21 protein-coding genes and 2 tRNA genes are annotated in these 19,919 nt (G+C 61.5%); 6 read left to right on the top strand and 17 right to left on the bottom strand.

Translation table 11 applies throughout. From position 1 onward, the window contains the following. The first annotated feature begins 281 nt into the window (after positions 1–281). On the top strand, positions 282–920 hold the full coding sequence (locus tag ACR3YK_RS11025) for a PadR family transcriptional regulator (RefSeq protein ID WP_486174918.1): 639 nt from the start codon (positions 282–284) through the stop codon (positions 918–920). 32 nt (positions 921–952) lie between these two features. Here the strand turns inward: ACR3YK_RS11025 and ACR3YK_RS11020 are convergent, their stop codons facing one another. From ACR3YK_RS11020 to ACR3YK_RS11010, 3 genes are all read right to left on the bottom strand, one after another. Next, positions 953–2,635 carry a bifunctional 3'-5' exonuclease/DNA polymerase gene (locus tag ACR3YK_RS11020; RefSeq protein ID WP_486174917.1) on the bottom strand — a complete coding sequence of 561 codons (1,683 nt, stop codon included), beginning with the start codon at positions 2,633–2,635 and terminating at the stop codon, positions 953–955. A 61-nt stretch (positions 2,636–2,696) separates the two neighbouring features. Continuing rightward, entirely contained in the window at positions 2,697–3,524 is an 828-nt protein-coding gene (locus ACR3YK_RS11015) for a DUF1684 domain-containing protein (protein ID WP_486174916.1), read from the bottom strand. Positions 3,525–3,601: 77 nt separating this feature from the next. After that, positions 3,602–4,960 carry a CoA transferase gene (locus tag ACR3YK_RS11010; protein WP_486174915.1) on the bottom strand — a complete coding sequence of 453 codons (1,359 nt, stop codon included), beginning with the start codon at positions 4,958–4,960 and terminating at the stop codon, positions 3,602–3,604. Between the two features lie 34 nt (positions 4,961–4,994). Between ACR3YK_RS11010 and ACR3YK_RS11005 the strand changes: the two genes are divergently transcribed. After that, positions 4,995–5,183: a PLDc N-terminal domain-containing protein gene (locus ACR3YK_RS11005; protein ID WP_100388830.1), complete on the top strand. Its 189-nt coding sequence runs from the start codon at positions 4,995–4,997 to the stop codon at positions 5,181–5,183. Between the two features lie 169 nt (positions 5,184–5,352). On the opposite strand, the gene ACR3YK_RS11000 is transcribed toward ACR3YK_RS11005, so the two are convergent. Then, a complete protein-coding gene (locus ACR3YK_RS11000) occupies positions 5,353–5,478 on the bottom strand; it encodes a hypothetical protein (RefSeq protein WP_268249120.1) in 126 nt (41 codons plus the stop codon). Between the two features lie 220 nt (positions 5,479–5,698). On the opposite strand from ACR3YK_RS11000, the gene ACR3YK_RS10995 reads away from it, so the two are divergent. Together ACR3YK_RS10995 and ACR3YK_RS10990 are read left to right on the top strand one after the other, a co-directional pair. Further along, positions 5,699–6,361, top strand: a complete 663-nt coding sequence (locus tag ACR3YK_RS10995) for a Pr6Pr family membrane protein (RefSeq protein WP_486174914.1) — start codon at positions 5,699–5,701, stop codon at positions 6,359–6,361. Positions 6,362–6,421: 60 nt separating this feature from the next. Further along, positions 6,422–7,090, top strand: a complete 669-nt coding sequence (locus tag ACR3YK_RS10990) for an HAD family hydrolase (protein WP_486174913.1) — start codon at positions 6,422–6,424, stop codon at positions 7,088–7,090. Between the two features lie 9 nt (positions 7,091–7,099). Here the strand turns inward: ACR3YK_RS10990 and ACR3YK_RS10985 are convergent. After that, positions 7,100–7,173, bottom strand: a tRNA-Ile gene (locus ACR3YK_RS10985). 177 nt (positions 7,174–7,350) lie between these two features. On the opposite strand from ACR3YK_RS10985, the gene ACR3YK_RS10980 reads away from it, so the two are divergent. Continuing rightward, positions 7,351–7,893, top strand: coding sequence for a Dps family protein (locus ACR3YK_RS10980; RefSeq protein ID WP_486174912.1), 543 nt, complete (start codon positions 7,351–7,353; stop codon positions 7,891–7,893). Between the two features lie 53 nt (positions 7,894–7,946). Here ACR3YK_RS10980 and ACR3YK_RS10975 read toward each other — a convergent pair whose 3' ends face one another. Next, the gene (locus ACR3YK_RS10975; protein WP_486174911.1) at positions 7,947–9,194 is read right to left on the bottom strand and encodes a glycosyltransferase; all 1,248 of its coding nucleotides are present in this window, start codon (positions 9,192–9,194) and stop codon (positions 7,947–7,949) included. Positions 9,195–9,323: 129 nt separating this feature from the next. Then, positions 9,324–10,265 carry a DMT family transporter gene (locus tag ACR3YK_RS10970; RefSeq protein WP_486174910.1) on the bottom strand — a complete coding sequence of 314 codons (942 nt, stop codon included), beginning with the start codon at positions 10,263–10,265 and terminating at the stop codon, positions 9,324–9,326. 40 nt (positions 10,266–10,305) lie between these two features. Between ACR3YK_RS10970 and def the strand changes: the two genes are divergently transcribed. Beyond that, positions 10,306–10,869 carry a peptide deformylase gene (def, locus tag ACR3YK_RS10965; protein ID WP_486174909.1) on the top strand — a complete coding sequence of 188 codons (564 nt, stop codon included), beginning with the start codon at positions 10,306–10,308 and terminating at the stop codon, positions 10,867–10,869. A 91-nt stretch (positions 10,870–10,960) separates the two neighbouring features. Here def and ACR3YK_RS10960 read toward each other — a convergent pair whose 3' ends face one another. The 10 genes from ACR3YK_RS10960 to ACR3YK_RS10915 all read right to left on the bottom strand — a co-directional run bounded on the left by ACR3YK_RS10960 (position 10,961) and on the right by ACR3YK_RS10915 (position 19,870). Next, entirely contained in the window at positions 10,961–11,266 is a 306-nt protein-coding gene (locus ACR3YK_RS10960; RefSeq protein WP_486174908.1) for an AzlD domain-containing protein, read from the bottom strand. Beyond that, a complete protein-coding gene (locus ACR3YK_RS10955; protein WP_486174907.1) occupies positions 11,263–12,009 on the bottom strand; it encodes an AzlC family ABC transporter permease in 747 nt (248 codons plus the stop codon). The genes ACR3YK_RS10960 and ACR3YK_RS10955 overlap by 4 nt, the downstream gene beginning before the upstream one ends. 11 nt (positions 12,010–12,020) lie before the next feature. Beyond that, complete coding sequence (locus ACR3YK_RS10950) at positions 12,021–12,686, bottom strand: response regulator transcription factor (RefSeq protein WP_486174906.1); 666 nt, start codon at positions 12,684–12,686, stop codon at positions 12,021–12,023. After that, positions 12,683–13,987 carry a sensor histidine kinase gene (locus ACR3YK_RS10945; RefSeq protein WP_486174905.1) on the bottom strand — a complete coding sequence of 435 codons (1,305 nt, stop codon included), beginning with the start codon at positions 13,985–13,987 and terminating at the stop codon, positions 12,683–12,685. Before ACR3YK_RS10945 ends, ACR3YK_RS10950 begins: the two co-directional genes overlap by 4 nt. Positions 13,988–14,112: 125 nt before the next feature. Next, positions 14,113–14,185 (bottom strand) — tRNA-Asn (locus ACR3YK_RS10940). Between the two features lie 51 nt (positions 14,186–14,236). Further along, positions 14,237–15,259 (bottom strand): lactonase family protein, encoded by a 1,023-nt coding sequence (locus ACR3YK_RS10935; protein WP_486174904.1) that lies wholly within the window; start codon positions 15,257–15,259, stop codon positions 14,237–14,239. Next, positions 15,246–16,067: an ABC transporter ATP-binding protein gene (locus ACR3YK_RS10930; RefSeq protein ID WP_486174903.1), complete on the bottom strand. Its 822-nt coding sequence runs from the start codon at positions 16,065–16,067 to the stop codon at positions 15,246–15,248. The genes ACR3YK_RS10935 and ACR3YK_RS10930 overlap by 14 nt, the downstream gene beginning before the upstream one ends. 1 nt (position 16,068) lies before the next feature. Continuing rightward, the gene (locus tag ACR3YK_RS10925) at positions 16,069–17,748 is read right to left on the bottom strand and encodes an ABC transporter ATP-binding protein (RefSeq protein ID WP_486174902.1); all 1,680 of its coding nucleotides are present in this window, start codon (positions 17,746–17,748) and stop codon (positions 16,069–16,071) included. Then, complete coding sequence (locus ACR3YK_RS10920; RefSeq protein WP_486174901.1) at positions 17,745–18,773, bottom strand: ABC transporter permease; 1,029 nt, start codon at positions 18,771–18,773, stop codon at positions 17,745–17,747. The genes ACR3YK_RS10925 and ACR3YK_RS10920 overlap by 4 nt, the downstream gene beginning before the upstream one ends. Positions 18,774–18,775: 2 nt before the next feature. Then, entirely contained in the window at positions 18,776–19,870 is a 1,095-nt protein-coding gene (locus tag ACR3YK_RS10915; RefSeq protein WP_486174900.1) for an ABC transporter permease, read from the bottom strand. Between the last annotated feature and the right edge of the window lie 49 nt (positions 19,871–19,919).

Below are 19,919 nucleotides of genomic sequence, written 5' to 3'. Positions count from 1 at the left end.
CTCTTCGGGGGCTTCCAGACTAAGGTCGCCCCGCCACGGACAGACTCGAAATCTGCGCGGGAGGCCCTTTCCTACATCAGCAGATCTAGGTACGTTTTCGCGATCAAAGCACGTAGCTGACCTCAATTGAGGCCTGATAGACGTGGTGCCGTCGACATAGCCAGAGCGGCACCACTCGGGGTCGAAGAACTCGACACACCGAACAGTAGCGGGCGAGCATCCACGCCCTCGCTAGGGTCAACTACTACATACTCAGTATCGACTTACCCGGAAGGTCTGGCATGTCAATTCGCCACAGCTTGCTTTCAATCTTGGCGCAGGGCCCTTGCTACGGCTATCAGTTGCGGTCGGAGTTCGACCGGCGCACCGGATCGACCTGGCCGCTGAATGTCGGCCAGATCTACAACACGCTCGATCGACTCGTGCGCGATGGTCTCGTGCACAAAACCGGCGCACCCGCTGACGACGACTCAGACGGATCACAGCACACCTATTACACGATTACGGATACCGGAAAGCTCGAAGTCGAGCACTGGCTCGCGACCCCGGTCGACAGCTACTCCGTCAGCCGCGATGAGCTTGCGATCAAGCTCGCGATCGCCGTGACGTTGCCCGGCGTCGACGCCCACGCCGTGATCGAGCACCAGCGGCAAGCCACCCGTGGCGCCGTTGACGCCCTCTCCCTCACCGCCGAAGTGCGAGAGGATGCCCGCGACGCCAGCCAGTTCGCGGAGCAACTTGTCACCGACTCGCTGTTCGCGCACGCCGAAGCTGAACTGCAGTGGCTCGATCGCGTGGAGACCGCACTGACCACGGCACAGTCACGGGGGTTCGCTGATGCCTTTCCGCTGAATCCCACGAAGCCCAAACGCGGGCGACCCGCTAGCGGCGCTGCCTCTGCCTTTTCGTCCGACGAATAGTTCGGCCGGCGGGACTAGTCGACAGCGACAGGCTATTTGGCGTGATCGTAGCGATCGACGATGGCGGTCGTGAGCGGGAAGGTGACCGGGATGTCGCCGAAAACGAGCCGCCCGGCATCCGCTGCTGCCGCCGTCACATGCTCAGCGACACTGTCCGCGAGTTCTGCAGGAGCGTGCACCACGATCTCGTCATGCAGAAAGAACACGAGGTGGGGCGCGTCGGTCAGCCAGGCACCTTCTGAAAGCTGGCCGAGGCGGTTGCGGATGCTCGCCATCCAGCACAGCGCCCATTCGGCAGCGGTTCCCTGAACAATAAAGTTGCGCGTGAAGCGGCCCCAGGAGCGCCCGCGTTCTTGTGACGCCGCACGCTGCGCTGGAGTCTGGGAATCGTCGTAGTCCACCGCGTGAGTGCCGGGAGGCGAACTGCGACCAAGTTGAGTGCTCACCACTTCGCCACGTTCACCGGCACGTGCCGCCTGCTCCACGAGAGCAATCGCCTGCGGGTAGGCCCGCGCGAGGCGAGGCATGAGTCGGCCGCTCTCCCCCGATGTCGCGCCGTACATTGCGCCGAGCATCGCGAGCTTCGCGTGAGCGCGCGTGTCGACGGCACCGCTGGCTACGATGCCTTCGTAAAGATCACCGGATGCTCCGGCCGCAACCATTCCGCGGTCACCGGCCATCGCCGCGAGAACACGGGGCTCCAGTTGCGAGGCGTCCGCGACGACAAAATTCCAGCCCGGATCGGCCCGGACCGCCCCACGGATGAGGTGCGGAAGTTGCAGAGCGCCGCCGCCGCTCGTCGCCCAACGGCCGGTCACGACACCGCCGGGGACGTAGTCGGGACGGAAACGCCCGTCAACCACCCAAGCGTCGAGCCACGACCATCCATTCGCCGTCATCAGCCGTTGAAGTTTCTTGAATTCGAGAAGCGGCTCGATAACCGGATGCGTGAGCTGCTTGAGTTCCCACGACCGGGTTGTGGTCGCCTGAATGCCCGCGACGCTCAACGCCCGCAAAAGTTCGGCGGGCGATTCGGGCGCCAATCGCGGCGAATCGAGCCGCAGCCGGATCTCATCAACGAGTGCTTGAAGCCGTGCGGGCCTCTCACCCTCGACGCTCGGGCGCGGCCCCAGCATCTCGGTGAGGATCTCGTCGTGGGCGTGCGCACTCCACGGCAGGCCTGCAAAGCGCATCTCTGCAGCGATGAGTGCGCCGGCGGATTCGGCGGAGAGCAGTCTCTGCAACCGTCCGGCTTCCGACGACGTTGCCACCGCATCCAGCTGGCGAAGAAATTCAGCCAAAACATCGAGGTCGCCGTCGGCCACGGCATCAGCGTCGTCGTCGAAATCGAACAGCGTTGAGTGCTGCGGCCTCAGAGGATCCACCGGTGCCGCGTGACCGGCTTGAGCGAGCGCGTCCCAGCGGCTCGCGCGTGCCCGGGCTAACGCCGAGTCTCGAGTGAAGACCGAACTGCGCAGGATCGCGTGGCACAACCGCAGATCGAAGCAGCGGTTGACCCGCACGCGCGCCTCGAGCAACTCCGGATACCATGCTGCGGTGTCGTGCCAGACCCAACGAACAGCGGGCTCCTCGGCCTGCGTTTGCGCAACAAACGCCGCCACATTCTCGACCGGGAGTTCGGCGATAACCGCGCCCGCAGCATCCACTCGTGTGGCGGTGTGGGTGCGGCCGCTAGTCGCGAGCACGAGGTACACGCCTCTAGTCTGCCGTGCTGCGCCGACAGTGGCCGCCTCGAGCGATCAAGGTAACGACTACTTAGTCGTGCAGCAGCGAGCCATCTTTCTTTAGTACGTTCTTCTCGCCGGCCTCGATAGCGACCGCGAAACGGTTCTGCTTGGGAGGCATCGGGCAGTTGAAGTTGTAGCTGAAGGCGCACGGCGGCAGAATCGCGAGGTTGAAGTCGAGAACGATGGTTCCGTCGGGGTTGGGCGCGACGAACAGGAAGCGACCGACGCTGTAGGTGTCGACACCGCTGGTGGCATCCGCAAATACGAGCTGAAGGGCACGACCCGACTTGAAGGCGGCAAGGCTGTAGTCAACGCCATCCTTGGTGAACGAGATGTCACCGGGAATAGGCTGCTCGCGCTCTTGGCCGTTGTCTTTGATGTGCTCGAAGCCGAGCGTGGTGCCCTCGGGGTTGGGCGTGAAGGTGGCCGTGATGACCCATTCGGGGTTGTACGGGTAGGCGTCGATAGTGCCGAATTCCTGAATTGCCGGCGAGTTAGTGTCCCAGACCCGAAGTGCGTGGTTGCCCTCGGGAGCCTTGATCACGAAGCCCGTCACGGTCTCGCCAAAGACGATCGCGCTCGGGTCTTCGTGGCTCTTGCTGCGAACTACGGCGCTGCCATCCACGAGCGTGCCATCGACCACGATGTTGTCGTCGGCGGTAGCGGTGACCGTGAGGCCATCCTCGTGCGGAGCCCAGGTTCCGGGAACGCCCCAGATGGTCTGCTCAGCGTCAACCCACTGAGTGTTCGTCAGCGCAAGGTTACCGTTCTGCTGCACGACCGCCTGGTCGCGACGTTCGCGAAACAACGCGAGCTTGGCTTCGGGCGTGAGTGTGGGAGCGGCAGTGTCAGTCATAAGTCCATCCTTGTTGAAGTCCATCATGCCAACCACCGCCGACACGGGATTATTTCGGGAAAGCCAGATCGATCGAGCTATGCACGCCACTCCGCCGGGCTGGAGCCCCACTCCACAGCAGGAGCGCCAAATCGTCCGGGGCTGCCGGCGTAGGCCGGGGCGGGTACTGCGCTCGTGATGCCGTCGTGCGTCGTCACCGTCGGAGTGAAATTCGCGGATGCCGTAGGCGCATGGCGCGGACGGCGCTGCTGAAGCAACTCAGTTGCCAAGCGCGCGAGCGACACCTCAACGAGCCACGAGTGCCCAACATCGATGCGACGTCGCACTGCCGTGGTGACGGCTGCGGCCAACAAATAGCCCGCCGCGTGATCGAGAGCTTGAGCCGGCAAGGCGCCCGGCGTTCCCTTGCCTTCACCCTCCGTGAGCGCAATTCCCGTCGCGGCCTGAACGATGCTGTCGAAGCCACGGCGTTCTGCCCACGGTCCCACTGTTCCCCACGCTGAAAGACGGCCCACGATGATTCCCGGGCGGCGCTCGGCGAGAGCTGCGGGTGAAAGTCCGAACCTGTCTAAGGCGCCGGGGCGGTAGGCGGTGAGTACGACATCCGCGGTCTCGAGTAGTTTCTCGAACGTGGCGCGGTCGGCGTCGACCTCGAGGTCGAGCAGTGCCGAGCGCTTGCCGGCGCCGGTGTCGAGGTGCTGCCAGCCGATTTCCGGATGCCGCGGGCTATCGATCCGAAGAACATCAGCTCCCCACAGTCCGAGCGTTCGCGACGCGACGGGGCCGGCGATCACGCGCGTGAGGTCGAGTACGCGAAGCCCGGCGAGCGGCGCGTCGATGGTGGTGTCACCGAGAACAGACTGTTCGGTATCCCCCAGCGACGTCATCTCAATAACGGCAAGATCGGCCAGCGCGCGAGCGTGCGGATGCTCGGCCCATTCCTCAGCGGTACGCACCACGGTCGCGACTCCCCCGGCGGCGACAACTTTCTCTTCAACGTCGGCGGCATTCATGGTGTGGAGCGCGAGCATGAATCCATCAGCGCCGGTGTCGTCGGGCAAGCCCAACGCCGTGAGCAGCGCCTCGCGGTGATGCGGGTAGTTCGCGTGCGTGCGCACCCAGCCATCACTGCACGGCCAGAATCCCGAGAGCTCCGCCCACGCCGCAACGGGTTCACCATCCTGACGGAAGTGCTTGTCACTCGTGACGGCGGTGGCCACTTTGAGCGGGCTCAGCTCAACAGCGGGCACCGCACAGCCCACCCGACGGGCGGCTAGGAGCGACGCCGAAAACGATGCCGCAGCAATCGCATCATGAACAAAACGACCCGTGGGCACCACTCCGGTGAGAGGTACCGCAGTACCGTTTTCGCGCACTAAGGCGAGGGCGGCAGCATCTTCCCCAAGGGAATGCCACGCAGCATCCAGCAAACTCATAACTTGATAGTGCCATGCCCGGTAGATTTAGACCATGGAACCTATTAGCTTCAGCTTCGGCATCGTCGGGTTGATCGTCTTCATTATTACCGTCGTCTCGATCGCCAAGAGCACGAACCATGGAGTCGTCGGCAAGTTCCTCTGGATCTTGGTGGCATTCTTCTTGTCGATCTTCGGTTCGATCCTGTGGCTGATCTTCGGTCGCGGCAAAGTGCGCAAGTAACCGCGCGCCCGCGGAGCAGTCTTCGGCGCGGTGATGTTCGGCGCTGTGATGTGCGTGGCGGCGCGGGCGCGCTGAAGTGACACGGGATTTCCGTGCCTGCGACTGCGCGCCGCCACGCTGAACTCATCGGATCTGAGTGTGGAATCTGATGAGTTCGATTGGTGGGCCGCTATTGGCCCTTACGCGGCTTGATAAAGCCGGTGTCTTCGAGCTTGGCTCGCTTCTGCGCCCGCTTGTCTTTGATCGACAGCTTGGCTTCCTTTTTCGTGCTTCCTCTAGGCGATTTTCCAGCCATAATTACTCCGCTTCCCCTTTTCTCAGTTGGCGTGTTCACCTTGACCATAGCCCATTCCTGAGAGGAAAGCACTTCCGCTCTGACCGGCTTTTTTATCCGCTCAGAGAAGAGCGCTGAATCCCGTCGCGGCACGCTCATTTCGCCCCACCGCGCGCCCGCTCCTAAGCCGGCGATCCACCCCGCTATAGTCAGGCACACACGCTTTAGTTCGAGGGGAACTATGACCTACGCCGCCACACCCGCTACGCCCGAAACCCGAAGCGGCACCGTGATCGTCGCCGTACTGCGCCTCGCCATTACCGTGCTGGTCACAGCGGCGGTGATTGCGACCGTTGCGGAGGCAGCGGGGCGCACGGTGATCAATCCGTTCAACATGTTCGGGTACTTCACGATTCAGTCGAACATCATCCTCGCGGTCATCTATGCCGTAATCGCCGTGGTCGCCTTGCGTGGCGAAGCAGCGTCACCGGCGCTGAACATCGCACGCGCCTCGGTCACCACGTACATCATCATTGTCGGCGTTGTGTATGCCACTCTGCTCGCTCCACTGGGGGCTGCCGGCGGCGTTCCCGTGGCGTGGGCGAACACAGCGCTGCACATCATCACCCCGATCTTCGCGCTAGCCGACTGGATCCTTTTCTCTGACCGCGCCCGCATCGCCTTCAACCGACTGTGGATCGTGCTGATCTACCCGATTGTGTGGGTCGTCGTCGTGCTCGTGCGAGGCGCAACCGACGGTTGGGTCCCCTACCCATTCCTGCACCCGGACACCGGCTACGCCAGCGTGTTCTTCTACGTTGGACTCATCGTCGTTGTCATGCTCGCCTTCGGTTCGCTCGTGTTCTGGATCTCAGGAAAGCGCTCAGTACTGCGCGTACCGTAGATCTCCACACGTTTAGGGTCCGCCGCTACGGTGCGGAGCCGCACACCGAGTGGGGATGCCATGACGAACACACCAGCGACAATCTTCTTCGACGTCAACGAGACTCTCTCTGATCTCTCACCCGTGGGCGATGCGTTCGAGGCCGTCGGCGCCACCCGCGAGGTCGCGTCGTCATGGTTTGCGAGCATTCTGCGTGATGGTTTCGCACTCACAGCGGTCGGCACCGAGGCCCGCTTTCTCGACATCGCGACGACGAATGCGCACGACAGCCTCGGCGCTTCCCCCCTGAGCATGCCCATCGACGAGGCCGTGGATGCGGTGATCGCCGCATTCTCGAACGTGAGCCTGCACAGCGACGTCGCGCCCGGCATCCGCGCCCTGCACGACGCAGGCCACCGACTCTTTACGCTCTCGAACGGGCCAGCGAGCAATGCTGAGCGCATGCTCACCGAGGCCGGAGTTGCGGATGCCATGGCTGGCTTTCTCTCGGTCGAGGGCAACTCCCCGTGGAAGCCGGCACGCGCGTCGTACGAGGATGCGCTAACTCGTACCGCCACGAGCGGCCTTGCCTATCTCGTGGCAGTGCACCCCTGGGACATCCACGGCGCTGCAGAGGCCGGACTCTCAACCGTGTGGGTAAATCGTCGGGGAGCGATGTACCCCGCCCATTTCACCCCGCCCACGGTGACAGCGGAAACACTCGAACAGCTGCACACGCACCTGGCGTAGACACACAAGTAGGGCGGACGGGACTTGAACCCGTGACCGACGGATTATGAGTCCGCTGCTCTAACCAGCTGAGCTACCGCCCCGAGCCCGCACTACTGCGGGCGCGTATCTACGTTACCGGCAAATCGAAGAAGTCGACGCACGCCACTTCGTGCGAGTGTGGCGATCCTCAATCAAGCCAGCAGCACTTGGCGGCGACACTCAGTTTCCTCTCAAGCAACGTTGAGCGAGCATCAAACCAATGTTCGTACTGTTGCGTCATGACTGATTCACAGAAAGCGCAGACCACGAGTCCAGCCAAATCTGGGGCTCGCAAAACTCGGCAGCAGAACGCCGAGCACGGCTTCACGGCTTCGAAAGGCTTAGCCGATCGCATGCAGCAGGTACTTGTCGAGCTGCTGGAACTTCAACTTCAGGGCAAGCAAGCGCACTGGAACGTCGTTGGCAAGAATTTCCGAGACACTCACCTTGTGCTTGACGAAATTATCGAGGCGGCTCGAGGCTTTAGTGACACCGTTGCTGAGCGGATGCGCGCGCTCCACGCTACGCCCGACGGACGAAGCGACACCGTCGCCGAAACAACCACTCTCCCCCAGTTTCCCGCGGGTGAAATTAGCACCACCGACACGATCGACCTCCTCACTGAACGTCTAGAAGGCACCGTGGCGACCATCCGTGAGGTCCACGACCCCATTGACGACGAAGACCCCACAAGCGCCGATCTGCTTCACGGCATCATCGAAACGCTTGAACAGTACGCCTGGATGGTGTCGGCCGAGAACCGTACCCCCGCAAAGAAGTAGGCTCCACGCCTACATCCACGAGCCGATTGCTGTGGCTCCCTCGAGAGCGTCTCCTATTCGGAGGCGCTCTCGTTCTTTGTGCTGAACGCTGCGGGGTTCGTGACCTGTTCCCCGCGGTACATACTCTCGAAGGTGTCTAGCGTCCGTTGGATGTCGTGAGATGCCACGATGGCCAAGCTTTCCTTCTTGAACTTCAAGATTTCTTCCGGTGCCATCGTTAGCACTGTCGTCAGCTTCGCGGCTAGGTCTTCTACGTTGCCGGGTTCGAAAAGGAACCCATTTTCGCCGTCGTGCACGAGATGGGGCAGCGCCATCGCATCAGCAGCAACGACCGGCAGGCCGGAGGCCATCGCTTCCATCGTGGAGATGCTCTGCAACTCAGCGATCGAGGGCATCGCAAAGACAGAACCGCGCTGGAGCGCATCCCGCAGCTGATCCTGCTCAACGAAGCCGGTGAGCGTGACTCGATCCTCCAGACCGAGTGACTGGGCTAGAGCACGAAGTTTGCCCTCAAGCTCTCCCCCGCCCACAATCTCGAGCTTCGCATTCAGCGCGGGATCCATGATCGAGAGAGCTTTGATCAGGCGATCAATTTGCTTCTCTTCCGAGAGTCGGCCCAGGAACACGATAAGGTTCTCTGGCTTCGGGTCGAGGTTGCCGTTGTAGCCGTCCGCATCGATTCCACAGGAGACGGCGACGACGTTGCGCACCTTCGTGTTGGCCTCAAGATACTCAGCGGCGCGGCGGGTGGGAGTCGTGACGCTTTCGGCGCGAGCGAACGACCGCCCGGCGGCTTCCCATCCCATCCGGATCGCCTTGCGGCGCATGAACTTGGGGATGATGTAGGCATGGTCAAGCAGGTTTTCGGGCATGAAGTGGTTCGTGCCGACGAGACGGATGCCGCGCTTGCCGCCTTCGAGCGTCATCCCGCGGCCGACGATAATGTGCGACTGAAAGTGGATGACGTCAGGCTTCACTTGATCGAGAATCCGGGCCGAGTTCTGCTTCACACGCCACGGCATCATGAAGCGCAGCCAGGGGTGGCCTGGCCAACGCCAGGAGTACAGGCGGTGCAGAGTCATCTTCTGACCTTCGTGTTCCTCGACCATCGTTCCCAACGTCTTGTTGGAGTACGACGGCGCCACAATGTGCACGTCATGGCCGCGCTCAGCAAGGCCGGCGGCGAGCCGCGCAATAAACGTCGCGGCACCGTTGATCTGGGGCCAAAAAGTGTCAGCGCCGATCAGGATGCGAAGTCGCGGTTTGCCCTCGTGGGGCGAGCGTTTCACAGCGGAAGTCACAGTCGAAGATTTCCTTAACAGTTGTGCGTTATGAGCCACTCGTTTACGACCCGGTCAGGTCAACGGCATCTAATAACGTACCCCACGACGCCCGTGAGGGCGGGGCGCTGAGCCGTAGACTCCGAAATGCTACGACTTGACCTGCGGATGATGCTTCGAGAGCGAAAACACGCCGAAAATGGCAATCGCGCCGGTGATCACGAATGCAATCACTGCCCAGAGCGGTGCATCCGCCGCTTCACCCAACACGAGGATGCCGACGGTGACCGCCACGAGAGGGTCAACGACCGTGAGCCCAGCAACAACGAGATCGGGCGGGCCGGAAGCATAGGCCGTCTGCACAAAGTAGGAACCGAGCAATGACGCGACGATGAGACCGACGATGCAGAGGATCGTCAAGAAGTCTGTGCTCTCGAAGCCGGAACCTGAGATCACAATCGTTTTGACGCGGTCAATGACAACCTTCGCGAGTGTTGCCACGAAACCGAAGAGCATTCCCGCGCCCAAAATGTAGAAGATTGGCGAGGCGTTCTTGCGGAAGATGAGGAACAGAACAATCCAGGCGGTCAACACGACTGCCAGAATGATGAGTACGAGCGAGAGTTCACGCTGAGTAACGACCGTCGACTTTGCAAACATTGCAGCGATGCCGACAAAGACGCCCACTCCGACTACGCACATCACAATTGCGCGGATGGAAATCGCATCCAGTCGCACTTTGGCGATGCGAGAGTTCATGATGGCCGTCATCACGAGGGCAACAGCACCGAGCGGCTGAACCACCATGATGGGTGCGATAGCGAGACTCGAGAGCTGAAAAACAATCGCGAGGCCGAGAAACGCAGTACCAATCACCCACGACGGGCGAGCAAGCAACGCCTTGATCTGAGAAAAATTGAGACCGGTACTGGCTTCGCTGCCTTGCGTCTCTTCCATGCGGGCGACGCCGCGGTGCTGAAACTGCGCGCCAAGCGAAAGCAGTATCGCCCCGATCAGGGCCAGCGGAATTCCGGCAACCTGAAGCGGGGTCAGACTGATCTGATCGGTGAGCTCAAGAATGTCTGGCGGCACCCGTCAAATGTACTGGGTTAACTCGGGATATTCTGGGCACATGGCCGTTCTTCCCATCATCATCACCGGCGAACCGGTGCTTCACACTCCCGCGAATCCGGTAACGGCCTTCGACAGTGAGCTCGCGACCCTCGTGGCCGACATGTTCGAGACGATGGAGGAAGCTCCGGGTGTTGGTCTCGCCGCGCCGCAGATAGGCGTAGCACTACGAGTCTTTGTGTACGACTGGACCGACGAGAACGACACGCTCTGGCGCGGCGTTGCTATCAACCCCGAGTTGTGGCAGAGCCCGCTCCCCGTGCTCGACGCTGACGAAGCGGATGAAGAGGGTTGCCTCTCTATCCCTGGTGAACGGTTCCCGCTCATCCGTTCCGACCGCGTCATCCTGCGCGCCCTTGATCTCGATCAGAAGCCTTTCGAGATTGAAGCGTCTGGCTGGCTCGCCCGCATTTTCCAGCACGAGTACGACCATCTCGATGGCGTCTTGTTTGCCGACCGTTTACAGCCTCCGGATGCCAAAGCCGCTGCGAAGGCGATCCGCAAGCAGGGCTGGGGCCAGCCCGGCCACTCGTGGTTGCCGACCGAGGAACAGCTCGACGCCTAAGTGCGACGCGGCGCAAGGCAACGCAACCGCGCCACCGAACAGCGCTCTCCGTCTGCAGCGCCCCTACGTCAGCGCCCCTACGTCAGCACCCCTACGTCAGCGCCCGAATGCCGGCCGCCACCAGCGCGGCCGCAATGATCACAACGATAAACGGCACCCTGAGCGTGAAGAGCACAGCCGCGACCGCGACAGCCGGCAGTCGGGCATCCACTTCGAAGCCCCGAGCCGAACCGAACGTCTGCACAACGATCAGCGCCGCCAGCAGCGAGACCGTCAGAAGGTTCGCGAGCCTCGCCACGGTGGGCTTCTCTGCCCACACAGCAGGAATAGTGAAACCCACGAGTTTCAGAGCAAGCACGGCAATCGAGGCGATCAAAATAATGTGCCAGACAGTCATCGCTCCCCCATCGGATCGGGTTCGGCTTCCGCGAGGTCACTTTCGCGGGTTCCCAGCCAGTTCGTAAGGCCCACGGCAACAGCCACGAGAGCCGCGGCAAGCACGGGCAGTCCCGCGGGCAGAACCGGCATAAGTACCGCCGCGACGACTGCAGCACCGACTGCCACCACAACGGGTTGCAGTTGCTTCAATCGCGGCCACACGAGCCCGAGGAACGCTGCGGCGGCGGCCGCATCCAACCCGTACTGGCTGACGTCGCCGAGCTGATCGCCGATGAGCGCCCCGAACAGAGTCGTAAGATTCCAGCCGACGTAGATGATGGCACCGGTCCACCAGAAGCCCGCACGCTGGCTTGCGGGAGTGGGTTGACCTGTCGACACGGCGGTACTCTCATCGATGGTCCAGTGGCCGGCCAACAGCCTTTTGGCCAGACCCGGGCCGATCATCGGCGCCACTCGCAGCGCGTACAAGGAGTTACGAGCGCCCAACAGCACGGCACTCGCGATCGCGGCACCACCCGCAGCAGTTCCACCCGTCGCAAGCACACCGACGAGAGCGAACTGAGACCCGCCTGAAAACATGAGCAGGCTCAACACGCAGGTTTGCCACACATCCAGCCCTGCCGCGACGGCGAGTGCGCCAAACGAGATTCCATAGGCGGCCACGGCTAAACCCACGGCGAAGCTCGCCCGAATGGCCGCCGCTACTTCTGGATCGCGTGGCGTGCGTTTAGCGCCCGACACAGTATCGTCCCTCACACCGTGCGCCCCAGTGACAGCAGCCCGCTCTCATAGGCGATCACCACGAGCTGTACGCGGTCTCTGGCGGCAAGTTTAGACATGATGCGCGAGACGTGGGTCTTCGCGGTGAGGGGGCTCACAAAGAGTTGTGTGCCAATCTCTGCGTTCGTTAGCCCTTGACCGACAAGGGCGAGCACTTCTCGTTCGCGATCAGTAATCGCTGCGAGGATGGAATTGTCAACGGCCACGTGGGCGCCGCGGGCGAAGCGCTCAAGCAGCCGCTTGGTGATACCCGGACTCAAGAGCGCATCGCCCGACGCAACAACGCGAACCGCGCGAATCAGCTCTACGGGCTCGGTGTCTTTGACCAGAAATCCGCTCGCGCCAGCACGAATCGCCCGCGCAACGTACTCGTCAAGCTCGAATGTTGTGACCACGACGATTCGAGTGTCAGCCAGTTCAGGATAGGTCGCGATTTGTTCTGTGGCCCAGAGTCCATCGCCCTCGGGCATCCGGACATCCATCAAGACAACGGTGGGACGTTCACGCCGGACAACCTCGATCACTTGCGCGCCCGACGCGGCCTCGCCCACTACCTCGATGCCTTCTTCAGCGTTGAGGAGACTTCTAAATCCAGCACGGATCAGCTGCTGATCATCTGCCACGACAACGCGGATCATGAGGATCCCAACCGGCGCGGGATTCGGGCCAACACCACAGTGCCGCACGAGGTTGGCTCGCCAACAAAGAGCGTGCCTCCTAGTAATTCAGCTCGCTCTCGCATGCCCAGCAACCCTCGCCCCTCCGTGTGGCCATCGGTGTCGATACCGATACCATCATCGGCAATGGTAACGAGATAGTCGTCGCCCTCGACCGTCAACGAGACGACAGCAGAGGCCGCGGAGGCATGCCGCACCACGTTGGTGAGGGCTTCTTGCACAATTCTATAGAGCGCGAGCTGAACTGCAGCCGCTGTGTGCTCGGAGATCTCCGAACTGAGATCTACGTCAATTCCCTGCGCCCGGACTGATTCAACGAGGCTCGGAAGTCGAGAAAGATCAGGCTCGGGAACCAGCGGAGCATCGCCCTCCTCGCTCTGGCTGGCTGCGGCACCGTCGTTGCGCAGCATCCCGAGAAGCGATCGCACTTCATCGAGCGCCTCTTTACTTGAGTGCTTGATGCTAGACAATGCTGCTTCGGCCTGCGCCGGTTGCTTGTGCATAAGGTGCAGACCCACACCAGCTTGTACGTTGATTTGGCTGAGAGAGTGTGCCAGCACGTCGTGCAGTTCGCGGGCGATCCTCGTGCGCTCGGCCCTGAGCTCTTCTTCGCGACGGCTCGCAAAGGCGGCATGGAACTGTTCGAGTTGCTCCCGCCGTCGACGATTCGCCTCAGCGAATCCGAGGACAAGCAACAGCCCAATCGTGGTCGGAACAACACGATGCGGGTCCAGTTCGATGCCCACCACGAGTGCAGCAAGAAGTGTGGCCTCCCATACCGCGATCATCGACACCCAGGTCCACGTCCGAGCGCCGTGGGAGATGGCAATAACAATGGCAAATGCGAGAGCAAGATACGGAGCGGACAGTACCGAGTAGCTGATGAGGAAATCTGCGGCAGCGAGGGCTGAAATCGCGGCGATCAGCGGCCTCGGGTACTGGCGTATCCACAACAGCAACAACGGGCCAACAATCGACAGCACGATAGCGGCGATCGCACCGAACCCGATATCGGTCTGTTCGAGAACCCGATTGAATGGCAACTCCGAAGCGGCGTCGCCATACGCGGCGTAGGCACCCGTCCACATGACACCCACGATCGTGATGGGTACCTGCACAAGAAGTGAGGTCACAACAGGAATCCAGCGGCGCAAACGACGCGAACGCGGAGACTGCGCTGCGCTGACGCTCGTACCGTTCACGAGCGCATCGAGCATCGCGCGTGACGCGCGAGGTGCGCGGCGACCGGAACTCGAGTGCATTCTTCGATGCTAGTTGGCGAGCACCGGTGTCGCGTCGGGTGGATGGTGCACTGTGACCTACTCCCAGCGGAGTAGTGCCAGCAAAGCACAAAGTCCCGGCCACCGAAGTGACCGGGACTCACAAGCTCCTCGACTTGGACTCGAACCAAGAACCTACCGGTTAACAGCCGATTGCTCTGCCAATTGAGCTATCGAGGATCGCTGTGCAACGGAACTACTTTAGCAAATGATTTCGCAGTTCAAAAACCATCAGGCAATTCGAGCTAGGTATGTCGGGGAAAGAACCTTCGTGGGGGCAGCAATCAGTTGAGGAATTCCGTTGTCAGCGATCGCGAAACTCGCCACTTCATTTGAGAATTGGTTGCAGACGTGCAAAATACCGTCGCTGAGAACAAGGTGGCGAGGCCAGTTTCCTTCACACGAAATGGACGTGAGCGGAGCGACGCTGCGGCCGTCTTCGGCGATAGCGAGAATGGCTATCAGGTTGCTGTGGCGCACCCCAATGTACGCGTGGCGGGCATCATCCGAAATCGCGATTGCTGACGCCTGATCGCCCTCAACGGCGCCGGGCAGTGCTATGGAACACAGCTTGTGCAGCTCGCGGTTTTTCCACTCGAACACCATGAAGCCGCAGCCGAGCTCTCCCAGCACGTAGAACAAATTGCCCGGGCGCGCGACAATGTCCCGTGGGCCGAAGCCTGCCGGCAACGCGACTTCATCGATCTGTTCGAGAACAAAGTCGCTGTAGTTGAAGATGCGGAGGCGATCGGCGCCCAAGTCGAGCGAGAACAGGGTGTGGTCGTCCACGAATACCGATGAGTGAGCGTGAGGGCCCTCTTGTTGCGGGCGCGGCCCCAGACCAGTGGTTTCGACAACCTGACGAGTCTCCAGCGCTGCGGAAGCCGCACCCGCCTCAATGACGCCCAATGTACCGGTTCCGTAGTTGGCGGCGATCACCGCGTCGCCCCTAATAGTGATGTGACAGGGGTACTGCCCGCCGCTCCCCGTCACGGTTGCTTCGCTGAGCGTTTCGCCGTCGCGGTCGAACGCCGCGACCTGACCCGATCCCTCAAGCGTCGAGTACACCTTGTCTCCCTCGACCACGAGGAAGGATGCCGAAGGCACCTCCGCGGCCAGGTGCGAGTACTCGAGAGAACCATCAGCACGGCTGTGCATGACCGAAATCCCCTCAGACTCACATTCCATATCTGGGCCAAAACCGCCAACGAGCCACGTCGAAGCGGTACGAGGGGTTAGGTCAGGCGTTATCACGGTGCAGCTCCAAGAGTGAGTCGGCTAGCCCCTTCACATAGGGGTGCCAGGGGTTGTCAAGAACGGCATCTAACTCACCGATGCCAACAAGAATTCCGCGGTGCATCACCGCGACGTTGGTCGAGACTCGGCGAACAGCGGCGAGGTCTGCGGTGACCAGCAACGCCGAAAACGAGCGCTGAGCTTGAAGATCGACAATGAGGTCAAGGATGGCAGCTCGCACGTTTACGTCGATGCCCGCCGTCGGGTCATCAGCCACCAGCAACCGGGGTTCAAGGATCATGGCGCGGGCGATCGCTACACGCTGACGCTGACCCTTGCTGAGTTCGAATGGGTAGCGATTCATCACCGAAAGCGGCAAACGCACGGTGTCGATGAGCGTGGCGACTGCCTCCGCAGCCTCGATCTGGTTGAATCGTCGATCGCGCACAAAAATGGGCTCGGCAATGTTTTCGCCCACCGTCAGTCGACCGTTGAGATGATTTCCGGCATCCTGCGGCAGGTAGCCCACCTTGATGCTGAGACGATCACGCTTACGACGGCTGACCTTTCGCAGGTCAGTGCCCAACACCGTGAGTTCTCCGCCGCTGAACAGCGGCGAACCGTACGCACCGGTCTCAGCATGCAGCGCGACTGCTTTGGCGAGAGTGCTCTTGCCCGAGCCACTCTCGCCAACGACAGTCAGCACTTCTCCCGCACCGATCTCAAAACTCAGTCCGTTAACGGCGACCGAGCGTGTTTCAGGGTTGCGAGACGGGTAGCGCAGCGAAAGATCGCGGGCGCTCACCGTGGGCTGAGTGGAAGTCACCTCAATAATCTACGGCAGTCAGCGCTCGCAGCGCTTCCCTTCGTTCAGTCTGCTCCCGCGGGTCGGGCACCGGCAGCGATGCCAGAAGTCGTTGAGTGTACGGATGTTGCGGATTTCCGAGCACTTCGGAACCCACACCCTCTTCCACCAGCTGCCCCTTGTACAGCACCGCGATGCGATCCGAGAGCATGTCAACAACGGCCAGATCGTGGCTGATGAAGAGGGCCGCGAAGCCGAGGTCTCGTTGCAATTCGGCGAACAACTCGAGCACCTTCGCCTGAACCGACACGTCGAGCGCGCTTGTCGGCTCGTCTGCGATCAGCAGTCGTGGCCGCAAGGCAAGAGAGCGTGCAAGGCTCGCACGCTGACGTTGACCTCCGCTGAGTTCGTGCGGGTAGCGATCTCCAAAGGCGCGCGGCAGCTGCACCGCTTCGAGGAGTTCGTTGACCCGCCCGTGGGCGTCATTGGCATCTTCCGCTTTGCCGTGCACGATCAGTGGTTCAGCGACACACTGCGCGATCGTGAGCAGCGGGTTGAAACTCGATGCCGGGTCTTGAAAGACGAAGCCGATATCGCTGCGCACCGGCCGGAACTTGCGCTCCTTGAATCCCAACATTTCGTGCCCAAGCACCGAGAGCGATCCACCGGTGATCTTGTTCAACCCACCGATAGCGCGACCAATCGTGGTCTTGCCTGATCCGCTCTCCCCCACGAGCCCGAGCACTTCGCCCGGTGAAATGGTGAAGCTCACGCGGTCGACAGCCCGGAACGGAGCTCGACCGAAACGGCCGGGGAACTCGATCTCAAGGTTGTCGGCGATGACGATCGCGTCGGCATCCTTCTCTCCGCCAGCGGCAGCACGGTCAGCCACGCGAGCAGCCGCTCGGGATGCCCCCGAACCGATGCGAGGAACGGCGGCCAGAAGCTTCTGCGTGTACGGATGCTGGGCAGCGTCGAACAATTGCTGTGCTGGCGCCTCTTCCACCAGTTTGCCCTGGTACATGACGGCAACGCGGTCAGACAGGTCGGCCACGATTCCCATGTTGTGGGTGATCAGGATGATCGCCGCCCCGAACTCGTCGCGGCAGCGGCGGAGGAGATCGAGGATCTCCGCCTGCACCGTCACGTCGAGCGCGGTGGTGGGCTCATCGGCCACGATCAGCTCTGGCTCGAGCACGAGCGCCATCGCGATGACCACGCGCTGCTTCTGCCCACCCGAGAACTGGTGAGGATAGTAATCGACACGCTTATCCGGCTCAGGAATACCGACCTTGCGCAGAATCTCGATTGCCTTGGTGCGAGCTTCACGCTTGCTCACGTTGCCGTGCGCGCGAAGGCCTTCTGCAATCTGCCAGCCGACGGTGAACACCGGGTTGAGCGCGGTCGAGGGCTCTTGAAAGACCATCGCCACATCTACGCCGCGGAGCTCACGCAGTCGCTTGCCCGACATCCCGATGACCTCTTTGTTGTTGAGTACGATGGCACCGCGAGACACCGCAGTCTCGGGCAACAGCCCGAGAACGGATTTGGCGGTGACGCTCTTGCCACTGCCGCTCTCGCCCACGATCGCGAGCACTTCGCCGGGAGCGAGGCTCAACGAGACATCATCTACTGCTTTGACATCGCCACCATCGGTCGCGAACGTGACTTCAAGATTCTTGATCTCGACAATGTTGCTCATGAGCGAGCCTCCAGCGGGTCAATCGGATTCGCATCGTCGTCGAGGCCGACCGTCGAGAGAGCGGCGGTTTCGAGAACCGGCGCCGACTGGTCGGCACGACGTCGAGTGCGCAGTCGTGGATCAGCGAGGTCGTTGAGCGACTCCCCCACCAGAGTGATGCCGAGTACGACAAGAACAATCGCGAGCCCCGGGAACAGTGAGGTCCACCAGATGCCACTCGTGACATCCGAAATCGACTTGTTGAGGTCGTAGCCCCACTCTGCTGCAGCCGAAGGCTCGATACCGAAACCGAGGAAACCCAGTCCAGCGAGAGTCAGGATCGCCTCGGAGCTGTTGAGCGTGAAGATCAACGGCAGCGTGCGGGTTGCGTTGCGGAACACATGACGGAACATGATGCGCGGAGTACTGGAACCAATGACCTTCGCCGATTCGACATAGGCCTCCGACTTGATGCGCACGGTTTCGGCGCGGATGACGCGGAAATACTGCGGGATATAGACAACCGTGATCGATACGGCCGCCGCAAACACGCCGCCCCAGAAACTCGATTGACCACCGCTAATCGCGATCGCGGCCACAATGGCCAAGAGCAGAGTCGGGAACGCGTACACAGCGTCAGAGATAACCACGAGCACGCGGTCGATCCAGCTACCGAGGTAACCCGACACGAGCCCCAGCAGCACGCCGGCAAAGATCGACAGGGCGACCGCAACGACGATCACGAGAACCGCGGTGCGCGATCCCCAGATCACGCGCGAAAGCACGTCGTAGCCACCGACTGTGGTACCCAAGATGTGCGCACCACCGGGAGGTACTTGCGCACCGAAAGCACCGTCGTCGTCGCGCAATTGCGAGAAGCCGTAGGGAGCGAGCAGCGGCGCGAAAAGTGCCGTCAGCAAGAAGATGCCGGTCAAGATAAGCCCAGCAACGAGCATGCCGCGCTGGAGTCCAACCGACTGACGAACCTGCCGCACAATCGGCAACTTGCGCCACACAGCCACAAAACGTGAGGGTGTCGTTGTCATGACTAATACCTCACTCTCGGGTCGATGATCGCCGCAACTATGTCGACAATGAAGTTGGTGAGGGCAACGATGACCGCGAGCAGCACCACGATGCCCTGGACTGCGACGAAGTCACGGGCGCCCAAGTACTCGACGAGCTTGAAGCCGAGCCCCTTCCACTCGAAGGTGGTTTCGGTCAGCACCGCGCCTCCCAGTAGGAGCGCGATCTGCAAACCGATCACCGTGATGATCGGGATCAGCGCGGGCTTGTAGGCGTGCTTGCGTACGAGGCGGTATTCGCTCACGCCACGAGAGCGAGCAGCATCCACATAGTCCATTGAAAGAGTACCGATGACGTTCGTGCGCACGAGGCGCAGAAAGATACCCGCGGTCAGCAGTCCGAGGGCCACTCCGGGAAGCACGGCGTGCGAGAGAACATCACCGATCGCTGCGGGGCTGCCCAGACGGAATGCATCGATGAGATAAATGCCGGTCTTGTCGTCGAGAGTGCTCAACTGCAGTTCCGTGCGCGTGGATGCACGGCCAGCGACAGGCAACACCTTCAGCCACACGGCGAACACGAGCTTGAGCAAGAGTCCCGCGAAAAAGACCGGAGTCGCATACGCGAGGATCGCAGCGACGCGGAGAACCGCATCCGGCCACTTGTCACGGAAATAAGCCGCCACCATGCCGAGCGGGATACCCACGATGAGCGCCACGAGGACCGCGTAGAACGCGAGTTCGAGCGTGGCACTGCCGTACGTGACGAGCAACTCGGACACGGGGCGGCCGTCGGTGATGGCGGTGCCGAAGTTGCCGGTGAAAACCTGGCCCAAGTACTCGAAGTACTGCACCAGAATCGGGCGATCGTAGCCCGCGGAACTAATGCGCTCTGCCAGCTGAGCCGCAGTGAGTCGCCCACCGAGGGCGGCAGTGATGGGGTCACCGATCGAGCGCATCAACACGAACACCATCGTCACAAGGATGAACACGGTCGGAAAAATCAGGAGAAAACGAACTACAAGAAAACGAGCAAGAGGATTTGTGATCCCCCACGAACGCCGGGTGGGTGGTTCTGACGGTGCCGGATTGATCACGGCGGAAGCGGACTGCGACATACCTACCTATCGTGCAGAGAACGAAGACGAGGAGGTGACCCGCATTGTG

The sequence above is a fragment of the Salinibacterium sp. 10G20-15 genome (assembly GCF_057365065.1).
This window is presented reverse-complemented; position numbering and strand designations above follow the sequence as displayed.